Origin of the sequence: Providencia rustigianii (assembly GCF_900637755.1) — a bacterium.
Taxonomy (GTDB): Bacteria; Pseudomonadota; Gammaproteobacteria; order Enterobacterales; family Enterobacteriaceae; genus Providencia; species Providencia rustigianii.
In genome coordinates this window covers 1836853-1857626 of record NZ_LR134396.1, presented here as the reverse complement: position 1 = coordinate 1857626, position 20774 = coordinate 1836853, and the positions used below count along the sequence as shown (strand labels likewise).

At 37.1% G+C, this 20774-nt stretch carries 19 protein-coding genes; 6 read left to right on the top strand and 13 right to left on the bottom strand.

Translation table 11 applies throughout. From position 1 onward, the window contains the following. The first annotated feature begins 92 nt into the window (after positions 1–92). Positions 93–1091 (top strand): 2-hydroxyacid dehydrogenase, encoded by a 999-nt coding sequence (locus EL244_RS08605; RefSeq protein ID WP_039854085.1) that lies wholly within the window; start codon positions 93–95, stop codon positions 1089–1091. Positions 1092–1105: 14 nt separating this feature from the next. Next, positions 1106–1543 carry an META domain-containing protein gene (locus EL244_RS08600; protein ID WP_126460201.1) on the top strand — a complete coding sequence of 146 codons (438 nt, stop codon included), beginning with the start codon at positions 1106–1108 and terminating at the stop codon, positions 1541–1543. A gap of 83 nt (positions 1544–1626) precedes the next feature. On the opposite strand, the gene grxB is transcribed toward EL244_RS08600, so the two are convergent. After that, the gene (gene grxB / locus EL244_RS08595) at positions 1627–2268 is read right to left on the bottom strand and encodes a glutaredoxin 2 (protein WP_126460198.1); all 642 of its coding nucleotides are present in this window, start codon (positions 2266–2268) and stop codon (positions 1627–1629) included. Positions 2269–2887: 619 nt separating this feature from the next. On the opposite strand from grxB, the gene EL244_RS08590 reads away from it, so the two are divergent. Further along, positions 2888–3199: a helix-turn-helix domain-containing protein gene (locus EL244_RS08590; protein ID WP_126436802.1), complete on the top strand. Its 312-nt coding sequence runs from the start codon at positions 2888–2890 to the stop codon at positions 3197–3199. Positions 3200–3315: 116 nt separating this feature from the next. Here the strand turns inward: EL244_RS08590 and EL244_RS08585 are convergent, their stop codons facing one another. The 8 genes from EL244_RS08585 to EL244_RS08550 all read right to left on the bottom strand — a co-directional run bounded on the left by EL244_RS08585 (position 3316) and on the right by EL244_RS08550 (position 12333). Further along, entirely contained in the window at positions 3316–4332 is a 1017-nt protein-coding gene (locus EL244_RS08585) for a fimbrial protein (RefSeq protein WP_126460195.1), read from the bottom strand. Continuing rightward, positions 4323–6797 (bottom strand): fimbria/pilus outer membrane usher protein, encoded by a 2475-nt coding sequence (locus tag EL244_RS08580; protein WP_006813090.1) that lies wholly within the window; start codon positions 6795–6797, stop codon positions 4323–4325. Before EL244_RS08580 ends, EL244_RS08585 begins: the two co-directional genes overlap by 10 nt. 9 nt (positions 6798–6806) lie before the next feature. Then, the gene (locus EL244_RS08575; protein WP_126460192.1) at positions 6807–7508 is read right to left on the bottom strand and encodes a fimbrial biogenesis chaperone; all 702 of its coding nucleotides are present in this window, start codon (positions 7506–7508) and stop codon (positions 6807–6809) included. A 91-nt stretch (positions 7509–7599) separates the two neighbouring features. After that, positions 7600–8175, bottom strand: coding sequence for a fimbrial protein (locus EL244_RS08570; protein WP_126460189.1), 576 nt, complete (start codon positions 8173–8175; stop codon positions 7600–7602). Between the two features lie 1598 nt (positions 8176–9773). After that, a complete protein-coding gene (locus EL244_RS08565) occupies positions 9774–10214 on the bottom strand; it encodes a YcgN family cysteine cluster protein (protein WP_006813093.1) in 441 nt (146 codons plus the stop codon). A 20-nt stretch (positions 10215–10234) separates the two neighbouring features. Continuing rightward, positions 10235–10891, bottom strand: coding sequence for a fumarylacetoacetate hydrolase family protein (locus EL244_RS08560; protein ID WP_126436796.1), 657 nt, complete (start codon positions 10889–10891; stop codon positions 10235–10237). A 20-nt stretch (positions 10892–10911) separates the two neighbouring features. Beyond that, complete coding sequence (locus tag EL244_RS08555; RefSeq protein WP_126460186.1) at positions 10912–12015, bottom strand: lytic murein transglycosylase; 1104 nt, start codon at positions 12013–12015, stop codon at positions 10912–10914. Positions 12016–12063: 48 nt separating this feature from the next. Then, positions 12064–12333, bottom strand: a complete 270-nt coding sequence (locus EL244_RS08550) for a YcgL domain-containing protein (protein WP_006813096.1) — start codon at positions 12331–12333, stop codon at positions 12064–12066. Positions 12334–12462: 129 nt separating this feature from the next. Between EL244_RS08550 and minC the strand changes: the two genes are divergently transcribed. The 3 genes from minC to minE are packed head-to-tail and all read left to right on the top strand — an operon-like array spanning position 12463 to position 14309. Then, entirely contained in the window at positions 12463–13188 is a 726-nt protein-coding gene (minC, locus tag EL244_RS08545; protein ID WP_006813097.1) for a septum site-determining protein MinC, read from the top strand. Positions 13189–13211: 23 nt separating this feature from the next. Beyond that, the gene (minD, locus tag EL244_RS08540) at positions 13212–14027 is read left to right on the top strand and encodes a septum site-determining protein MinD (protein WP_006813098.1); all 816 of its coding nucleotides are present in this window, start codon (positions 13212–13214) and stop codon (positions 14025–14027) included. Between the two features lie 3 nt (positions 14028–14030). Next, positions 14031–14309, top strand: coding sequence for a cell division topological specificity factor MinE (gene minE, locus EL244_RS08535; protein ID WP_006813099.1), 279 nt, complete (start codon positions 14031–14033; stop codon positions 14307–14309). A gap of 47 nt (positions 14310–14356) precedes the next feature. On the opposite strand, the gene tolA is transcribed toward minE, so the two are convergent. The 4 genes from tolA to EL244_RS08515 form a co-directional block, all read right to left on the bottom strand. Then, entirely contained in the window at positions 14357–15136 is a 780-nt protein-coding gene (gene tolA, locus EL244_RS08530) for a cell envelope integrity protein TolA (protein ID WP_230084870.1), read from the bottom strand. A 46-nt stretch (positions 15137–15182) separates the two neighbouring features. Continuing rightward, positions 15183–18215, bottom strand: a complete 3033-nt coding sequence (locus EL244_RS08525; protein WP_126460183.1) for a TonB-dependent receptor domain-containing protein — start codon at positions 18213–18215, stop codon at positions 15183–15185. 18 nt (positions 18216–18233) lie between these two features. After that, positions 18234–19643 carry a porin family protein gene (locus tag EL244_RS08520; protein ID WP_232004571.1) on the bottom strand — a complete coding sequence of 470 codons (1410 nt, stop codon included), beginning with the start codon at positions 19641–19643 and terminating at the stop codon, positions 18234–18236. A 103-nt stretch (positions 19644–19746) separates the two neighbouring features. Next, positions 19747–20499, bottom strand: a complete 753-nt coding sequence (locus EL244_RS08515; protein WP_126460177.1) for a Slam-dependent surface lipoprotein — start codon at positions 20497–20499, stop codon at positions 19747–19749. Positions 20500–20774: the final 275 nt, after the last annotated feature.

The following is a 20774-nucleotide window of genomic DNA, read 5'->3' as shown; positions in this document are numbered from 1 at the left end:
CCAATTGTCTTATTCTGAACTTATCTATTAGTAGGTTTTTACTTTTACCTACCTGTTATTTATTGGTTCCTATGAATTATGGAGTCCCTCTGATGAAAATTGTTTCTTATAGTACCAAACAGTATGATCGCAAGCATATGGAACAGGTTAATCGTCAATCAAAATTTGATTTTAATATTGAATACTTTGATTTCCCACTAACTGTTCAGACTGCCAAAAACGCCGTTGGTGCCGATGCAGTGTGTATTTTTGTGAATGATGAAGCTAACCGTGCGGTTTTAGAGGAGCTAGCTGCTCTCAATATTCGAATTTTAGCATTGCGCTGCGCAGGGTTTAACAACGTTGATTTAGATGCTGCTAATGAACTAGGTATTGATGTTGTTCGTGTTCCAGCATACTCCCCAGAAGCGGTAGCAGAACACGCTGTTGGTATGATGCTGTGCTTGAATCGACGAATTCACCGTGCATATCAGCGCACCCGAGATGCCAATTTCTCCTTAGAGGGTTTGACCGGGTTTAACATGCATAACCGAACAGCGGGAATTATCGGTACAGGCAAAATCGGTCAAGCAACCTTGAGAATTTTAAAAGGCTTTGGAATGCGCCTGCTTGCCCATGACCCATATCCAAACCAAGCTGTCTTGGATCTTGGTGCAGAATATGTCGATCTGGACACGCTATACCAACAATCCGATGTTATTTCCCTACACTGCCCTTTGACACCAGAAAACCATCATTTATTAGATGAAAAAGCATTTAATAAGATGAAACCAGGGGTTATGATCATTAACACTAGCCGTGGTGCATTGATTGATTCAGTCGCTGCAATTAGCGCATTAAAATCGCAAAAAATCGGTTCATTAGGCATGGACGTGTACGAAAATGAACGCGACCTGTTCTTTGAAGATAAGTCAAATGACGTTATTCAAGATGATATCTTCCGTCGCTTATCATCCTGTCATAATGTTTTGTTCACTGGACATCAAGCATTTTTAACTGAAGAAGCCTTAACGAGCATCAGTTTAACAACGTTAAATAATATCCAGCAAGTCAGCCGCGGTGAGATTTGCCCAAATATTGTTAAGCCTTAGTTGGACAAGTTAGGATGAAAAGATTAATCCCTCTTACGTTATTAGGCTTACTACTTGGTGCGTGCCAGACGCACCAAGTCAATGCGGGTAATAGTCATCAATCCCTAGAGCAACAGTTAATGCACCATAATTTTGTGCTTGCTGAAGTTAACGGTAAAAAAGTAAGAAATAAGCAAATAGCCCCAGCCATTTCATTTGGAGAGAAAATGTTTGTCTCTGCTTCTATGTGTAATGACTTTAATGGCATGGGGACATTTGATAATACTAAGCTAAAAGTAAAGTCACTAACTAAGACAGAGTTACAATGTGTTGATGAAGATCTCTCGCGCTGGGATTCGATAATAAATCGCATGTTAACGGAGGGTGCTACAGTGGAATTAACCAAGAATCGCTTAGTTCTCCTACAAGGTCATTATAAACTTGTGTATACATTAAGTGACTATATGCAATGATTTTTAATTTATAACAAAATAAAAAACCACATTCCAACTAAAGAATGTGGTTTTTTTATTTTATTCTGTACTAGATAAAAATGTTACCTAGCCTGTGTAAAAAGCAAATTAATCTCTGTGGCTTTAGAAATTTTATTCATATAATTATGAATGTTTGTGCTAAATGAAATTTCTTTCACAATGCTTAGGCTACGCAGTACTGGAAAGATAATAAAGTCATTAATATCCACGATATTTATATCTCGTTTTTCTAACCACAAATCTAATAAATCCATATGCGGTTCAAGCTCGATAAGTAATGTATGAGTTTCCTTTCTCAGCACGTCTAAATCCCCATGAAACTTACTCACGCGCTGGATATAGGTCGCTTTAGCCTCAGGGGTATTTGTCTCTGGAAATTCAGACTCAGTGAAACGCGGAGTGACTAGTTTTGATACTGTCGATGATACGGCTTTATACCAGTTATCAATTTCAGTGCTCATTTCACCGCTTGCATATTGAGGCTCTTTTAATTGATCAATGTAGCGAACGATATCTAGGCTTTCAGGCAAGTAGCTACCATCATTTTTTTGTAAAATGGGTACCATTTTACGCCCAATCATCTTAGTTGGTGTTTCTATATCACTATCGAGTAAAATAATTTCCTCAACTGCTATTTTTTTAAAACCAAAAATCATTCTCGCACGTACACAAAAAGGACAATGATCATAGATATACAATTTCATGAGAACCTCACTAATTATGTGATAAAAAACCAACGATCTCATTACAGTATACTTTATATTTATCTTTGTTGTAGTAATAAATAAAGTTTCATTCACTAATATCATTAGTTTATTTTTTAAAATAAAAAAAATAAAAAATAAAGCATTCAATCATAATGTAAACAACAAAATATAATTTTTATTATAAATATAATAATAGTGGTAAGACCTCACCAATTTAATGATAATTATATATATCGTTAATTAGATTATTTTAATTTCAAAAATAAATCAGTAAAAATTTGTCAATGCAATTGGTTTCAAAATGAAACATATTATCTATATAAATAGACAAAAAAATTGTTTTTTACATGGGGGAATTCGTTTCTAATCGCTTAACAAACAGGTTTAACCTTATAATTATAGCGGTATATTCTTATTGTTAATCCCATTAAGATTATTCAAAATAATCCTGAAATAATTATGTGTTACATAATGAAACATATAATCAACAGATAGTTCCTAAAAAAAATAAAAACCGTTTTTGTTATATCTATAGCTTTTAAATTCTCTTTTAATTTAATATAATATATAACACAAACGAATAATAAAAACCTTTATAATAAGTTGAGTATGTCATATGGACATTCATAGTATCATCGGTATTAGAATTAAAAACCGAAGAAAAGAGTTAGGTTTGTCAGGTGCAAATTTAGCGAGTAAATTAAATTTAAGTCAACAGCAAATATCCCGATATGAAAATGGAATAAACAAAATCCCAATAGACCATCTCCTTGATATTGCAGACATTTTAATGTGTCCTATTGAGTGGTTTTTCAAAGGATATAAGAATGAAGATAATGATAACGAACAAGTCCCTTTTGATATAACGAATAAAGAATTACAATATGCAGCAGAAAGCGTCATCGTTTCAACAAAACATCAAATATAAATAATCGAATTTAGATATTAAATTTAGAAAAAGAAATGGCCTATATTTATATAGGCCACTTTTATGGTTTTATTTAAATTGTTTATTTGAATATCTAAAAATAGAAAATAACCATATTAATCGTAAGTAATATCAAAAACCATATGAGATCTCACTTCCCCTGTTGAGACATAACTATCATATTGAAAATAGCGTGCAGCATATTCCAAGACATAGGTTCTTTCTTGAGTATTAGTTAATCTTCCAACATCATAAATTTTTCCAAAGTTAATTGGGGCATAACTTTTTCTTTCAATAACTTGAATACCGACACCTTTAGCTGCATTGGAGCCTGTTGCTTCATTTTTTAATACACCTTCCACTGCACTTACTGAATGATTACCACTAAAATCCATTTTAATATTTGCGTAGCCAGAGGCTGTTGTTCCACCACTGCATCTTAAAACAATATCAAAATTCTTTGTTCCCGCAACAGTATCTCGTCCAGTCAATTGAGAACGTTTAATTGTTTCAAGATAAACATTTTGATTTTTACCACTTTCAATCATGCAAGAAGGAGACACAATTGTAATTGCATTTGCTGTTAATGACGTTGTTAAAATAGGGCTATAACTATTTCTATCACCATACCGAGTATATTCCCCTTTCGCAATTGAGCCAGATCCTGTTACTGCTGCGGTTTTTATCAATGTTAAAGTAAATGTTGAACCCGCTAAGTAGTAGTTTGTTCCCCATCTACCACCATTAACAGTATATGTATCAGGGTATGTCATGCTTACTTGGCCAGCGCGTTCAAATCTCATGCCAATCCCCGGAACACTCGATTGATAAATACGACTACCAATATCTCTTAATCCAGGCATGACAATTTCAGCATCAAGGTCATTACGACCATAGCAAGTAAGATAAACATCATTGGAGGATGAACGTAACGGCCAGCTTTTTCTCGCAATCACCCCACCTACAGCTAAATTTGGGTCAACAACAATTCGTCCCATATCCATATCCAGCTTATAGGTAGGTTCACGCGTCCTATCACAATGGCTATATCCGGTCATATGCGCAGAGGCATGACTTGCCGCAAAGAGAGCCCCCATTCCAACCAACAAACGCCATTGACTTATTAGTGGCATAAACTCTCCTGACTATTTCCAGCCTCTAGTGAAAATGAACATTGCCCATTTTCCCACTTAATCGTTGCTATTTTTGCATCTTCATTGTTAATAAAGACGGTGCCACCTTGCCCAACAATACCGATATATTCATCGTTCGCATTAACAACATTTGCACCAAAAGGCATCGGTTTATGATCGGACCTGACAACATGAAAAACGGTTGTTTTTTCAGCTTTTGTGTTAAATGTCACTTTCACCACACTGCCTTCATAAGGGACAACTTGCTCATTCGTATTGCTGAATACGATGTCATCAGAGCTACCTTTTGGATCAATCTCAATATTATTAGTACGATAAGGTCTAACATAGGGAGCAATAGCATAACCGTGGCTATCGATTGCGGTTCCATGAGCCCCGATAACTAATGCCCCTTCAGCGCCTTTAGCTTCAATCAATGCAACTGTCGATGATGTATTTGGGGATAGCGTCACCCCTCCCGAATGGACGATCATCGAACCATTTGCTGAGACACCATATTGGCGATAACCTTGTCCTTGGCTATAGTTGGCATTTGTATTCACCAATGAAGTTTGGTAGCCAGTATTCACTGCAAAATTATTATTGCCACCATTTTCTAATGATGTATTCAGACCATAGGTCCAGTAGTTATCCGCATCAAGTGCGCCACTGACCCCAACTTGAGAGGAACCAAATTTTTCGTTATTGAAAACCGTATTTGAGGTAATTGAGGTATAGTTTCTGTTACCGTAATAAAGAGGAAAACTGAGGTTTAAACTTACTCGGTCATCTTGGCTTCTTTCTGAATTGTCTGCATACACTCTCATTAATGAAATACCGTACGAAAGACGATCAAACTGGTTGTTATAATTCAACTGAAATTGTTTTTCTATCCCTGAGCGATCCCAATAACTCGAAATACGCCCCGTAAAATAGAAACTGCCTAAATCATAAGGTAGATTTTGGTTAATTGTGTAACTGAAACCATTTTTTTCACGACCTAGTGATCTATCCTTACCATTTTTATCATAATCAATCGCATATAATGCATTTGACAGGCTGTAATAATCTTCAGTTGAATAACGGTAAGCAGCTAAAACCAGATTAGTATCTGTTTGCGAAAACATTTTGTTAAACGTAAAACGATAGCTTTGCCCCAATTCTGTTTTATTATTGAACACGATTCGAGATTGGGTAAGATCAAACGCCACTGCACCAATAACCGTATTCACCCCTGTACCAATCAAATAAGCTTGATAATCATCAAATGCGGTAACGCCACCATATAATGTGAACGTATTATTTAGTCCGTGCTGTAACGTACCTTGCATAATAAAGGGTCGATTGCTCAAACCATCGGTATCTGCTTTTCCTCCCGAAAACTGGTAACGGGTATAACCAGGACGTACTAGCTGGGCTAATGAGGTATAAGGCACGCTAAATGATGATTCACTTCCATCCGCTTCTTTCACAGTCACGACTAAGTCATTACCCGACCCCGATGGGTAAACATCAGTGAGGTTAAATGGGCCTGGAGGCACCGAGGCTTGATAAAGAACAACATCATTTTGTTTTACTGTTACTAAAGCATTACTTTGTGCAATCCCCCTAATTTCAGGAATAAACGAGTTCATGCTATCGGGATACATCGTATCGTCGGTAGCAATTTTGGCACCTAATAAACTCACACTATCAAACATGTCACCATCAGTATAAAACTGACCGGCTGTCGCCTTTGACTTCAACGATGCGATAGGTCTTTGTAGATAAGTTTGGTTACTGTTCCATTGGGCGCCATTACTCCGCTGCCAACTTAAATGACCAATATGTTTAAGTAACCAACCATCGTAGCTAAAGCCTGCATTTAATCCTAGATAGGCACTTGCATCATTAGAACCATTAGAGTGACTGTTATAGTAATTGCTCATATAACCTAGATTTAACGCAGGGATCCCTGTATCCCAAAATTGTTCAGAAACATAGCCTCGAGATGATTTTTGCTCATAAATTTGAGGTACTGAAATATCAACACGCAATGTCGATGTGTGAAATGTATCCACCACATCTTGGTCACTATTCCACTCATTCAGGAATAAACATTGTTGGGTTTTCACATCTGGATTGGAGGTAAACTGCTCAACATTAATACCAAAATCAGCTAATAAGGCAGGGGTATAACATGCACCAAGCTGCCCATTTTGTTTAGCCACAAAATCGAGTTCAAAACGCCCTTTCCAATTACCATTGGTATACACATCAACAGAATATTTTCCTGGACTAATACCTGTGGCATTGAAGCGCTCTAAGTCGACGTTTTCTTGGCTTCCTATGATAAAACCGCTGTTAAATTCATAGGCTGTCTCTTCTTCACCCCAAGCAGAAAAAGTCGGCAACGCACAGACTGTGACCACACTAGCCACTGAGAGTATGTTTGAATATTTATTTTTTAACTCTCTCTGAATCATTTCTTAATCCTATTTTACGGTGGTTTTTACCGTAACATCAGAACCATAGTCATTGATATTATTGATAATAATTGTCATACCTGACCCTAAAGGCTTTTTAATCGGAACTGTTAATTGACTTTTAGGCTCTAAAAAAATTGTTTTATCATTTAATCCATTAGCACCATCTGTAGAAATTTTTGTAATAGTAATAAAGTATGGCGTTGGATTGTCGATATTAAGGTTGCTGCCAACTGATTTAACAACCAGCTGTTCTGGTGCCAACTCGCGGCTACCAAGTCCTACTGGGCGATAAAAAAATTTAAAACGAGAACGGATCGCCAGTTGCAGTACATTTTGATTTTCTTCAGCTTTATTTTTAACCATCGGTGGAATGTCTAAAATATTCAGCCACCATAAGGATTCTCTATCCTGTAGAATGGCAGACTTATCCATCAATTTAATACGAATAGTTTGTCCACCTTTCGCTTCAACGCGTGAAATTGGTGGAGTAAGCTGAAATGGAGTTTTTATGGTGTCTGGAGTTTCAGATGCGTCACCAGTATCAAGCCATGCTTGGGCCATTGCGGGGCGGTCTGCACTGTTATTTAGCTGTACCGTAATTTCTTTTTCATCACCCGAATAAATAAAACGTGTTCCATTAACAATAATATTATTCGCAAAGACGGTCATGCTAGACAGTAAACAGACACAAAAAAGGATGGCTTTCATGTAGACCTCTAAAAAGAAAAAGCGGCTGTATATCCACCGCTTACAGACTCAACGTTTTTATCAAAAAATAGGATAAAAACTAACCTATGAATTAGTTATAAGTAATTTCGTAGGTTGCGTAGCTTTGAACTTCACCCGCAGTTGCTTCAGTTGGGGTTTCAGAGATGTAGCCGACGAAATAAGTGAAACGTGCATTTTCACCATTTTTTTCACCCGTAACAAGCGGTTGGCCAGCATCACCAGGATAGATTTTCTTGTTTGCTTTACCGTCAGTTGACAGTGCTAATTGAACTTTTTGAGCTCCATTAACAACGGTATTTGCTAAGTTACCGCCCGTATTTGCAGCTAAGTTACCACCGGTCCATCTAACGCCCAACTTAGAGGTATCTGTCACAGCTTGAGCACCTTGGAAACATTTACCAATTTCAATAGCAAACGTTTTTGGTTTTAAAATAGTGCTTGCTGTAGTTTCTTTAATTTCTTTTAAAGAAACTGGCGCCAAATAAACGGTAGCATCGCTGCCTTGCCCATCAACAGAAACAGTACAAGATACATCCATAACTTTACCGTTGAAGTTAACTTGACCACCGCCAACTGCTGTTGCTGCGTTTGCTGTAGTAACACCAAAAACTGCTGCTGTGATAGCGGTCAGTAATACTTTTTTCATTTTTAATTCCTAATATGATTTTTTTATTTGTTTAGAAAAAATTTATTACATGGCCTTTTATCTCGTACGGTAAATGCAAAAACAGAAACCGACCGTATTTAGATACAGTCAGAAGTAAGCATATTTTTATCTTTAGTGAATAGCTTTAAATGCACGAAGACGTATGACTTAACTTATTCTATTTTTGAACCCACAATCTAAGCGACCATATAATTCGGAGCAGAGGATACATAAAAACTTAAGGAACATTAAATCGTTTTTTACTTTCATCAATCAATTGATTAATAGATAACACCTATTGTAAGTGGCTTATCGATTGAATTTCCCAATATACAATGCACACCTAATAAGTCATATTGAGAGCCAAAAGCAGATTAATACTTATGCAATAACACAATATATGGTTAATTAAGCCATCATTTTACTTTATTTTAGATTTAAATAAAAAATACATATTTAACATTTAAGTCAAATTTAATTATTTTATTTACATTTAGACACTTTTTCTAGTAATTCCATTACAAAATAATATAGCTACAACAACTAAAAAAAACCGAAATTAATAAATTAAATTTATATATTTACTTAGGAATCAGATTAGGGCTTTGATAAATTAATAAAATTTAATATCGAATTGTTATTCTCAACACCCATTAACTCGAGTGAGGAGTAAATTGATTTAAGAAAGATAAATACATACTTAAGATAAAATAAAAATTTAATAATATGCATTTTATCAGCAGAAGAGTCTAGGTTGGATAAGATATGGAAAACACTTTAAACGTTAGATGGAGATATAAATAATAAAAAATCACAAAAACCGCAATATAATGCTCTTATTACATAATGACTTTTTGATAATTCAACTGTATTGAACCTCTTTAACACGTAATCTAAGTAAGCGGAAATAATCATTAGACTTAGCGCAATACTAAATAAGTAGTACTTTTAACTCAAAAACTTGATCTTTATCAAAAAATCAAAATCACAATCTAACTTAGTGATATTTAAGATTATTTGAAAAATATGGGTATTTTACAAACAGAACAATTTCTCTAACAAAAAATACCATTAGGAATATTCCTAAAAACACCTAATGCGTGTTTTTCATTTGACTTAAGTTCAGATTTTGATGGAAAAAGCATTTTTTGCTACGTGTGTAATTATTTTTTAGCTAAATACCTTACCTCATGACTAACAAATCAATCGTTAGAATAACGTTAACAACACCTCTAATTACATAACATATCCGTACAATATCTATATTAGAACGACAATATGACAATATTGAGATGCATAGTAGAAATAATATTTTATTCTGAAACTTTCAAAATAATCGCCAAATAATAGAGTAAAAATTAATAATAAAAATAAAAATCAACCACTGACATTAGATTACATTTCATCAACCATCTATTAACGACAAGGCAAATATTGAGTTAGGTAAAAATACCTAGATAGGTGATAGAAAATTCTTCGGTAATACAGATTGAAGCTCCATAATTTGAGTCTCAAATAGATAGGAATATATTTAGATATAAAAAAACCCTCAATAGTTTACTCACTATTGAGGGCCGCTTTATAAGGCGTACTTGGTATCAACGGGGACTAGGCCGATTCATTATATGATCTTCCCAATCAACTACATCGATTTCTCTAACAGCAATATGCCGAACAGAGATACCTTCATTATGCATAGCCGTTTTTGATCCGGTTTTCAATGGATGCCATGCTGGTAATGGCTTCTCTTCCATTAATAAACGATAAGCACAAGTATTTGGTAACCATTGAAATGTTTCCAAATTATCACGAGTCAGTTTGATGCAATCATCTTCGTACTTAAAACGATCGGCATAATGCTTACACTGACAGGTTTTAATATTTAACTGATTACAAGCAACATTAGTAAAATAGATTTCATCAGTATCTTCATCCATTAACTTATGCAGGCAGCATTGCCCACAACCGTCACACAGAGATTCCCATTCTTCATCTGTCATTTCATCTAATGTCTTAACCTGCCAGAAAAACTCAGACATAATACTGCCAAATCCTATGCTTAAATTACTCGAGTGGTCAGCGAGTTATCATTAATAGATAGCTTTAACATATCACCAGAAACTAATGGACCAACACCTTCTGGCGTCCCAGTCAAAATGACATCCCCTGCACGCAAGGTAAAGAAACGGGACATATAGCTAATAAGAGGTAACACTGGCGTGATCATATCACGGGTTGAACCAGACTGACGAACTTCCCCGTTAATCTCTAAGCTTAACTGTACATTTTGGAGGTCATTAGTGCTACTAACCGGGATAAAGCCAGAAATTGGACATGAACCATCAAACGCTTTACTTTTTTCCCAAGGCTGCCCTGCTTTCTTAAACTTAGCTTGTAGGTCTCTAAGCGTTAAATCTAAAGCCACAGCAAAACCCGCAATTGAACGAGACACTCGATCTTCATCCGCATTTTTCAGCGGCATGCCAATTAAAATAGCCATTTCCACTTCATGGTGAACTGAACCTAAATCTTTAGGAATAACAATCGGCTGATTCGCATCACATAATGCAGTTTCTGGCTTAATAAAAATAACAGGCTCTTCAGGATGAGCAGATCCCATTTCTTTAATATGCTTGGCATAATTACTACCAACACAAACCACCTTGTTTACTGGAAAATCTAATAAGGCACCTTGCCAATCGCGATGTTGATACATTATGGTAACTCCTATTATCGTTATTGTATTTTAGTAGCGATACCATCCGCCATCATACAAACACTGAGCGCGAAATAGTATGAACGATTCCAATGCATGATAGTGCGGAAGTTTTGTGTCACTAAGAACGTTCGACCTTCTGGATCATCTGGAATAACAATCCATGTTTTCACGTCTGGTGCAAGTTGAGCAAATTGAGGTAATTTAACTCCGAGTTTTTCCCACTCTTGCACGCTCTTACCTTGCTCTGTTTTTACCCCTTCAAGACTACGATTAAAGTCAGCGGGTAACGTAACTTGATAGCCCCAAGGTAAAGCTGCCTGCCAACCTTCCGTAGATAAATAGTTGGCGATAGATGCAAAAACGTCCGCTTTATTATTCCAAATATCCATTTTCCCATCGCCATCACCATCTGCGGCATAGGATAAATAAGATGTTGGCATAAACTGACTTTGCCCCATAGCACCAGCCCAAGAACCTTTCAGTTGTTGTTCTTCAGGAATATAACCTTTATCCATGATTTCTAAGGCAGCCAATAACTGTTTACTAAATAGCGTTTCACGGCGCCCTTCAAATGATAGCGTTGCCAAGGCTGAAATGACGTCTTCTTTACCTTGAGAACGCCCAAAGCCACTTTCTAGGCCCCACAAGGAGACAATGAATTGAGGTGGAACGCCATATTTTTGGCTAGTCGCATCGAGAGTGGCTTGATTCTCTTTATATTTTTCAACTCCGGCATTAATGCGAGATTGAGGCAGTACATTCTTAAGATAACTTGCCAGCGTCACTGTGGCACGTTTTTCTGGCTGACCTTTGTCTGCTTTCACAACACGTTCAAGAAAATAGATATTGGCAAAGCCACGGTCAATGGTAGATTGCTTAATGCCTTGTACAGCAGCATGTTGTTTCAACAATTCCACATAAGCAGGAAATTGCGAAGGGTCACGTTGTTCAATCGGAAACGCTTTATCTAATGCGATAACTTCTTTTTCAATCGCCGCTTCCTGCGCCATTGTCAGTGTGTGAGTTGTATTAGTTTGTGTGGTAGTTGAATGCGGTTGCTGGGAACTACAACTTGCTAAAAATACACCAGCGACTAATGTATATAATAACGTTGGCCTCATTTTTATCCTCCTGACGATAATGGCTTTTGCGAAATATCCTAATTTGTATTAATCGTTTAACTCTCGGTATTCAGAAAGCAAATTTTCGACCGGAGGTGGGAATTGTAGATAATAACCAACTTCTTTAAGGTCAGCTTTAACGCGTTCAATGTCAGCATTTGCCAGCTTTTCACGCTTATCTAACGCAATAAGCATTGAAAACTGAGGTTTACCAAATTGCTTTAATAGTTCTTCAGGTACCCGTGAAAAATCATCTTTTTTTTCGACATACAAATAAGTTTGATCGCGGTTAGAGCTTCGATAAATTGCACAAATCATTATATTTAACTCTTTTTCTTAGTTCATGAGCTTGCTTGAAGTATACAGTAACTATAACATGCTATTGTTTTACTGAGTATCTTCACCCGAGGATTGTTTCGGAAATTTTAATTTGCTGAGTCTAGATAGATGCCACAATCGCCAATAGAACTTAAAGGCAGCAGTTTTACTCTTTCAGTCATTCACTTACATAGTGAAGAGCCTAAACTCATCAAAAAAGCGCTGCAAGATAAAGTAAGTCAGGCTCCTGATTTTCTCAAAAATGCACCTGTCGTCATTAATATCGCAGAATTAACGCATCATGCGGATATGTATAGTATTCATAAAGCGATCGTTTCTGCGGGTCTGCGAATTGTAGGTGTCAGTGGCTGTACCGACCCTATTTTAAAGCAAAAAGTTAATGAAGCGGGTTTGCCGGTACTTATTGAAGGTAAAAGCAAAAAAGCAACAAATACCGTTAGTACTGACGTCACATATGCAAAATCTGACATAGCTTCTCAATCAGTTCCCGTTGAATCTGCCTATCGAAAAACACGCATTATTAATACTCCTGTACGTTCTGGTCAGCGCATTTATGCGCCAAATAGTGATCTTATCGTCACAAGTAACGTGAGTGCAGGTGCAGAATTATTAGCAGATGGTAATATTCACATATACGGCGTTATGAGAGGTCGTGCCCTTGCTGGTGCGTCTGGTGATGTTGAAAGTCAGATTTATTGTACTCATTTGCAGGCCGAATTAGTGTCTATCGCTGGTGAGTATTGGCTGAGTGATCAGATACCTACTGAATTTCTCGCCAAAGCAGCTAAACTTTGTTTAGTTGATAACAAACTTAATATTGAATACTTAAATTAGACCTTATTTACAAGGAATTATTCATGGCACGCATAATCGTTGTTACTTCTGGTAAAGGTGGTGTTGGTAAAACCACTTCAAGCGCGGCCATAGCTACTGGCCTAGCACAAAAAGGAAAAAAAACCGTTGTTATCGATTTTGATATCGGTTTGCGTAACCTTGACCTTATTATGGGATGTGAACGTCGAGTAGTTTATGACTTCGTGAACGTTATTCAAGGTGATGCAAGCTTAAATCAAGCGTTGATTAAAGATAAACGTACTGAGAATTTATATATTCTTCCTGCCTCACAGACCCGCGATAAAGATGCATTAACCCGAGAAGGCGTTGAAAAAGTTCTCGATGAGTTAGGCGATAAGCTTGGTTTTGACTTTATTGTTTGCGACTCGCCCGCAGGTATTGAAAGTGGTGCGTTAATGGCGCTGTATTTTGCTGATGAAGCCATTATTACTACTAACCCTGAAGTCTCTTCCGTTCGTGACTCTGACCGAATCTTAGGTATTTTAGCGTCAAAGTCTCGCCGTGCTGAAAAAGGCCAAGAACCAATCAAAGAACACTTGCTCTTAACTCGTTATAATCCAGGCCGCGTAACTCGTGGTGATATGTTAAGCATGGAAGACGTGCTAGAGATCTTATGTATTCCTCTGATTGGGGTTATTCCGGAAGATCAATCCGTACTACGCTCATCAAACCAAGGTGAACCTGTTATTTTGGATACAGAATCCGATGCAGGACAAGCTTATAGTGACTGTGTTGATCGTATTTTAGGTGAAGATCGCCCTATCCGATTCATTGAAGAAGAGAAAAAAGGCTTCTTAAAACGCCTATTTGGGGGGTAAATAATGGCTTTATTGGATTTCTTTCTGTCGAGAAAAAAACCGACAGCAAATATCGCCAAAGAGCGATTACAGATCATCGTAGCAGAACGTCGCCGTGGTGATAGTGAACCCCCGTATCTTGCAGATATGAAGCGAGATATTTTGCAGGTTATTTGCAAGTATATTCAAGTAGATCCAGAAATGTTAACCGTCCAGTTTGAACAAAAAGGGGATGATATTTCTGTCCTTGAGTTAAACGTTACGCTTCCAGAGAACGATGACGTAAAACCTGTAGAGCAGTAATATTGAGTAAGGCCGCTATAATACGATAGCGGCTTTAATCTTCTGGCTTAATCTAAGCTGAAATTGATTTGTAAATCCATATTTCTTCCTAGCCCCTTTGGCGGAGGACCGAGAGGTTTACAACGGCGTATGGCATCCAAAATTGTACTCTCAAAAAATTGGTTTTTTTCTGAGCTAACCACCGAGGCATTGACGATTTCACCTTGTGACGTCAGTTGAAAACGTATCTGAACATCTCCCTGTATACGCATTTTTCTGGCTCTACGTGGATACTGTTTGTGACTATCAATTTCCCGTTTGATCTTGTCTAAATAGCGTTGTTTGGTATTGGTGTTATTTTCACCATCAGAAAAATGAGAAAGGTCACCTTGCAGCCCTGCTGCTAAGGAATTTACTTTGCTTTCTCCTTCTTTTGCTCTTTGGGTTTGCAAGTCATTCCAAGGGCTTTCTTTCTTGGTATTTTCTTCTTGTTTTTCCTTATTTTTTAAATGGTTACGTTTTTCTAATTTTACCTCCCTGGGTGTTTTTTCAGCGATGGCATTTGATGCATTATTTTGATGGCTATACTGCTTGCTAACCTTGATATTCGCATACTCAAACTCCTCAATGGCATTGAATTCACCTCCGACTACTGATTCGGTTTCTTGGGGAAAGCTCACTTGTTGTTCAATTAAAAATTGACTTAAAGCGACGGTTACCACTGGCGAAATTAACGGTGCTGTCATTTTGAATGACAATGAATTAAATGCAAAAAAACAAAAATAAATGATGGCGCAGTGTAATAAGCCGGAAAGCAGTAATCCATAATAAATTCGAGAATATTTCATGGCGATATTCCTAATCAGCCCCAGCAGAAATTGCTGGGGCTGAACCTTAGAAGTGACTGGTCACACTTAAACGAAGGGATCTCCCCGGTGCTGGCATCATGCTACGTGTCAGCGGGTCAATGTAATATTCGTTTAATACGTTAGAGGCTAACAGTTCCACTAACAGATTCTTATTCACTTGATAAGTGACATATGCATCTGTGACAAATACCGCATTCCAACTCATCGGATTATTGTTTAGTGGTGCATAAGAAGGGCCAAATCGACGAATCATATTAGCTTCATCTTTATTCTCTGTTTTGGCGTGATATCGCACACGCCCACCGACTTCCAAGCTTTCATTAAAGAAGCGCATCCCCACATTAGTGTGAATACTGTACTTAGGCTGCAACTGAGTGCGAAGGTAACCTAATGGAAATCCGCCTTCCGTACATACTGAAGCGTTAAATTTATTGAGAGGGTCTAGCCGTGCCATAGAGGCGTTATCGCAAACTTCATTTTTTAATCGGTAATCAATTCCTAAATCCCCAAAGAAACGTCCATTATCATAGCGGGCTAGCACTTCTAATCCGGCAGTTCGGTGCTGATCCATTTGTGAAAAGACTAAATTGCCATCACGATCAAACGCGTTGTCAATAATATTATGGTAATAGTTGATTCTAAAATCAGCAGCATTTTCAGCGTTTAACCAACTTTGTAAATTACGCACATAACCAATTTCAAAAGTATGGCTGCGTTCTGGTTTAAATGAACGTGTTCTTATGACACCATCACCAGCCCCTGAAAACCCAATAGTATCTTCAAAAATGCTGGGCATTCTGACGGTTTCAGCGTAGCGTGCAAACACGCGGTCATTATCAGAGAGGTAGACAGATCCTCCTATAGATGGGCTCCATGCAGAGTTAATGCGCTTACCGGGGTTTTTATACTTTTCGTTCTCGTTAACTAAAATATGCTCCAATTCTTTATGCGGGGCACGATACGCAATGATTGCCTTCACTTTTTTTTGACTAATGGGGTCAATCACCTCTTCCGAGAGATCAATCCCTCCATCATAAAATGGGTTATTCTCCGTAGTGAATTTTCCGTCTTCATCCACTCGCCATTTAATATATTCGGAACCTATAATACGAAATCCCTCATACTCTTCTTTCACTGTATAATAGTGTTCCGCACTTTTTAAGGAATACGCAGGAAGTGATAGTGCCTCAGCAACAAACCACTCTATTTTAGAAGTTCCAATGCTACTGTCTGGCCAGAACCCTATATCATTGTAGCCATCAAAAGTTCGCCCTTTGCTATCTACATACTCTCTCACTTTACGCGCTTCCTCTTCAGTGAACGGTCGAGAATATTCGAAATTCATGGCTTGCGGAATTTGATAAACGGCGAAGTTATGGTCTTTTGCTTTTAATCGACGTTCCCTTAATAAATCACGTGACCAATAGTTTTGGTACTGAATACCCGCATTTACATTCAGCCAATTTGTTGGTCGCCAATCTAATTTTATTGCTCCGCTAAACTCTTGGCGTTTACCTTCTCGTGGAATAGCTCTAAATGTATTTTTTTTAGCGACTATTGCATCTAGTGCATATATATCGTCATTACTGTTAATCTCTTCTCTAATAAAATTCCCGATTAGAGTCATATCAAAGTTCGGAGTAAACTGTGATTTGTTAGATAAAGCTAGCCCTTGCCTATTATTAATTTGATTCAGTTTTATTCCATCCACTAACGTGCCATCTATATTGGGATTTTTTCTACTTAAACTGTTAACTGACCAATCTAACTCAATAGCTTCCCTAGGTAATCCACCAGCAGTATTCGAATTTAAATCCGTTTTCGTTAGCCAATACCCCAGCTGAAGATCAAGCAACGACTGCTTTTCAGATTTAACACCATAATTAACATAAAATGATCCTAAACTTATATTAGCCAAGGGCCATTGGGGAATTTCTCCTGCTAAATCATGAAAACGAATTTGTGAAGGCATAATTTCCCCGTAATGGCTTTTTGTATGCACATAGCCAAGGGATATTTTTTGTGATTCAGAAAGTTGCAAATTTATTTTTTGCAGAAAAGTTTCGCTATTACTCGAGGTATTTCCCACTTCTTTGGTTGGTAAGTACACATCCGCAACAAAAGGAATATTGGGATCCACCATTTTTTTGGAGTTATCGATATCGGTAGTAATAATAGGTTCTCGGAAATAGTCTGCGCCATGACGACCAGCAAAATAGTTTCCTTGATTTCGGTGACTATAGGCAAATAGTAGATTAAATTTTTCTTGGCGCAATCCTAGCGCCACTCGCACTGCACTGTCTTTTAAATTAAAAAAATTCGAATTTCCTGGTTGATCTGGTTCAACCGAAGCTTTTGGATCTCTATAATAAATCCGAGTTCTATAATTTTCTTTGCTTGCCAAGCTATCCTTGATAGCTGAATCATCACGATAATCTGTACCAAGGGTAAATTCGTTAATTCTTGGTTTGGTTGAATTAGTCCGTGTTTCTAATTTAAGATCTATTGCGAAACGTTCATCTGATGGAACGACATCATCAATACTGAGGGTTTTAACCGCAACACCTCCACCAACCGAAGTTCGAATATCACGGTCTAACATCGGGCTTTTTACTACGGTAATACTGCTGATCATATTGGGGTCTACATAGTTTCGATTATTCGCCCCGTTGTAGCCACGCCATACGGTGATGGCTTGCTCCGTACCATCTACTGTAACAGGTACACGCCCTTGACCTTGAATACCTCGCACATTCGGGTCTAACGCCCCGCTATTACGGGCATCGCCACTATAGACACCAACCCCGTGATTAAGAACATCCGCAGGATTAGTTCCTTTATAGCGTTCTACAGCCTCTTTGCTAATATAAATATTTGACTCATCCCTATCATATTGATCATCACTGCCTTTTTGATCCCGCAGTTTAATCGTATCCGTCTTGTCTTGTACCTGAATATTACCAACTTGCTCACGTAAACTTGAATAAGCAGAAACAGAAATAATACCCATAGATAACCCTGTAGCAATTTGTATTGCCACTATAGCTTTTACTTTCATAAACCATCTCAATACAGATTAAAACGTTTTACTAAAATTAATGCCCACTTCGCTTTTATTATAGGAATAGCTTATTTTCGCACTACTATCGTTGAATTTATAATTAATATATAGCGTTGGTGTTAATGATAAAAAAGTGTGACCTAATAGCGTCATTTGACTATTTAAAGTCCATGACTCATCGTGTCGCTTTGTATTAAGTGAACTGTCGAAATCAAAAAAATCATGATTGCTGCTTGTTAATTTATTGACTAACTTGTTCGTGCCAAATACATTAATTGACCCCACGGTTAATCCTGATACTTGATAGCTGTCACTTTTATATTGCTCAATATTTTTACCACCATATAAATTTGAGAATAAACTCCATTGCGGATTAACCGAATAAATTGCCGTTATACTGTAATTAATATCATAACCTGAACGCGATTCTCGTTTTCCGAAAAAAAATTGGTTTTTATACATTATGTTAGATAGTAAATAAAGTTTACTGTTGGGAGAATATGCGCTAGTAATGCTCGCACCTACACTGTAATGGTCAAATAAATGCCCTCGCCAATTAATATCTACAATAGGTGAAAACGTAATCTTTTTATTCCCGTAAAGATACTGATAGCTTACTGATGAATAACTTGAAAAACGCCGTTTTACTGAGCGATGAGGATATTCCCATACATTTCCACCGACACTGGCTAACAGTGAATGCCCTCGATTCTGCCAAAGGATTTTATTGCCATTTCCTGAGAAGCCATACACCAAACCGGATTTAATTTTGCTACCTTGCATACACCAGATAGCACTACATTGCTGTTCATCATTACCGTGAGCCTCTGTATAGTTAGTGTCATACTTTAAGTCAGTATTGAAATTTCCTTGCCAATGAGCGCGATTTTCTAATGCTGTAATTTCATTATCTATCTGTTTTATTCGGTCTTCAGGTAAATTTACTCGATATTTGTTTTTTATCTTTTTATATAAACCTAATGCTTCACGATGATAGCTATTTTTTATATAGACATGAGCTAGCTTCATTTCAGAGAACACTGAACTCGGGTTTTCAGTGACTATTTTTAAATAAAACTTCAGTGACAATGGGTAATCACCATTAAAATAAGCTCTTTCTGCTGAAATATAATCCACCATACCTTTATCGTGATTTTTATCATTCAGATAGACAGGTAATAATTCATCAATTTTTTGGAATTGCTGCCGATTGACTAAATCATAAAGAATAAAACCAAGGTCGTCGACAGTTTTATTAATTTTAAGAGGGATTATAATTGGTGATTTATTTCTTGTGTTATTTATTTCATTTAAAACTTCAATTATCTGTTCATATTGTTGATGCCCATAATTTTGTTCAGAAAATGAATTTGTAGAAAACAATAATAGAATTAATACCTCAATCTTGTTGATTATTTTTTTCATCTCACTTCTCTTTTCTTTTTTCATAAAAATACAGGTAGGCAAAATCACTTTTGCCTACCTGATAGTCACGATATTGCTAAACAAAGATTGTTAAATAAAGAAATTACTCTTCGGTTTGGCTACCAGCAAATGCCGTATCATATTGATGGTCACTATTAAACACTGCGACACCACCAACATGTTCCGCATTCTCGCCAAAGAAGCGACCGTAACTCATACCCGATACTGTATCATTGGCAATTGCCTGACCAGAGAATGAGCCTGCATCATGTATTTTCCCCTCGAGAGCAATTTTTAGATCTTCGCCCTGTAATGAACCAGTGTAATCCTTATCACCAAAGTCGGCTTCAAATACACCGGCGAGCTTTTTCTCACCATCATATTGGTTGATCCCTGCAATGGTATAAGTTGCTTTACCTTCGGTAGGTACTGCCGTTGTGGCGTCTAGACCAGAGAAGAATGCCGTATGTTTAGCATCGTCTGCCGCTCCAGTTTGTGACCAATCCCCATAATAGACTTCTGCATCCGCTACTTTAGCAAACTGAAATTTACCCATATTTGAATGACTTGATGGTCCGCCACTATTGACTATCGTTACATCTTCGTCTGTTTTTGTTCCCATCTTAGTCAGGCCTAATAATGAGATTGTTTTTCCTCCAGCAATACTGCGATGCCCAATACCTGGATCACCCACTTTTCCCCCATGCGGACCTCGTGCAAATTCCGTTCCACCAACACGAATATCCGATCTTTCTGTTTCATACGTTTGGCTCTGCGCAGATTCTGTTGCAGCCCCAGAAAATGAAGAAATACCTGCAAATAATATAGCTGATACTAATACATTAAATTTAAACATAATTATGTCCTTATATTAAAGATACGATATTATTAATAAAACAATAGAATTTTATCTTTTAGATAAAAATTTGTGAGTGCCACAAATCGAAAATGAGTATATGCAAATGAGTTTCATTTACAAATGCAGTGGTCATAATTCAACTAAAAATCATTGTATTCATTGATTTATTTTTATCTTTTAAATTCAATTAATTAAATAATGGATGCATTCTATTGAACGTTAAAGGGATCTATAATCGATTGGATTTACTTTTATTATGCTTAATTAATTTG

Coding starts and splice junctions, on each gene's coding strand:
- EL244_RS08605 (WP_039854085.1), top strand. CDS start 93: ATGAAAATTGTTTCTTATAGTACCAAACAGTATGATCGCAAGCATATG.
- EL244_RS08600 (WP_126460201.1), top strand. CDS start 1,106: ATGAAAAGATTAATCCCTCTTACGTTATTAGGCTTACTACTTGGTGCG.
- grxB (WP_126460198.1), bottom strand. CDS start 2,268: ATGAAATTGTATATCTATGATCATTGTCCTTTTTGTGTACGTGCGAGA.
- EL244_RS08590 (WP_126436802.1), top strand. CDS start 2,888: ATGGACATTCATAGTATCATCGGTATTAGAATTAAAAACCGAAGAAAA.
- EL244_RS08585 (WP_126460195.1), bottom strand. CDS start 4,332: ATGCCACTAATAAGTCAATGGCGTTTGTTGGTTGGAATGGGGGCTCTC.
- EL244_RS08580 (WP_006813090.1), bottom strand. CDS start 6,797: ATGATTCAGAGAGAGTTAAAAAATAAATATTCAAACATACTCTCAGTG.
- EL244_RS08575 (WP_126460192.1), bottom strand. CDS start 7,508: ATGAAAGCCATCCTTTTTTGTGTCTGTTTACTGTCTAGCATGACCGTC.
- EL244_RS08570 (WP_126460189.1), bottom strand. CDS start 8,175: ATGAAAAAAGTATTACTGACCGCTATCACAGCAGCAGTTTTTGGTGTT.
- EL244_RS08565 (WP_006813093.1), bottom strand. CDS start 10,214: ATGTCTGAGTTTTTCTGGCAGGTTAAGACATTAGATGAAATGACAGAT.
- EL244_RS08560 (WP_126436796.1), bottom strand. CDS start 10,891: ATGTATCAACATCGCGATTGGCAAGGTGCCTTATTAGATTTTCCAGTA.
- EL244_RS08555 (WP_126460186.1), bottom strand. CDS start 12,015: ATGAGGCCAACGTTATTATATACATTAGTCGCTGGTGTATTTTTAGCA.
- EL244_RS08550 (WP_006813096.1), bottom strand. CDS start 12,333: ATGATTTGTGCAATTTATCGAAGCTCTAACCGCGATCAAACTTATTTG.
- minC (WP_006813097.1), top strand. CDS start 12,463: ATGCCACAATCGCCAATAGAACTTAAAGGCAGCAGTTTTACTCTTTCA.
- minD (WP_006813098.1), top strand. CDS start 13,212: ATGGCACGCATAATCGTTGTTACTTCTGGTAAAGGTGGTGTTGGTAAA.
- minE (WP_006813099.1), top strand. CDS start 14,031: ATGGCTTTATTGGATTTCTTTCTGTCGAGAAAAAAACCGACAGCAAAT.
- tolA (WP_230084870.1), bottom strand. CDS start 15,136: ATGAAATATTCTCGAATTTATTATGGATTACTGCTTTCCGGCTTATTA.
- EL244_RS08525 (WP_126460183.1), bottom strand. CDS start 18,215: ATGAAAGTAAAAGCTATAGTGGCAATACAAATTGCTACAGGGTTATCT.
- EL244_RS08520 (WP_232004571.1), bottom strand. CDS start 19,643: ATGAAAAAAATAATCAACAAGATTGAGGTATTAATTCTATTATTGTTT.
- EL244_RS08515 (WP_126460177.1), bottom strand. CDS start 20,499: ATGTTTAAATTTAATGTATTAGTATCAGCTATATTATTTGCAGGTATT.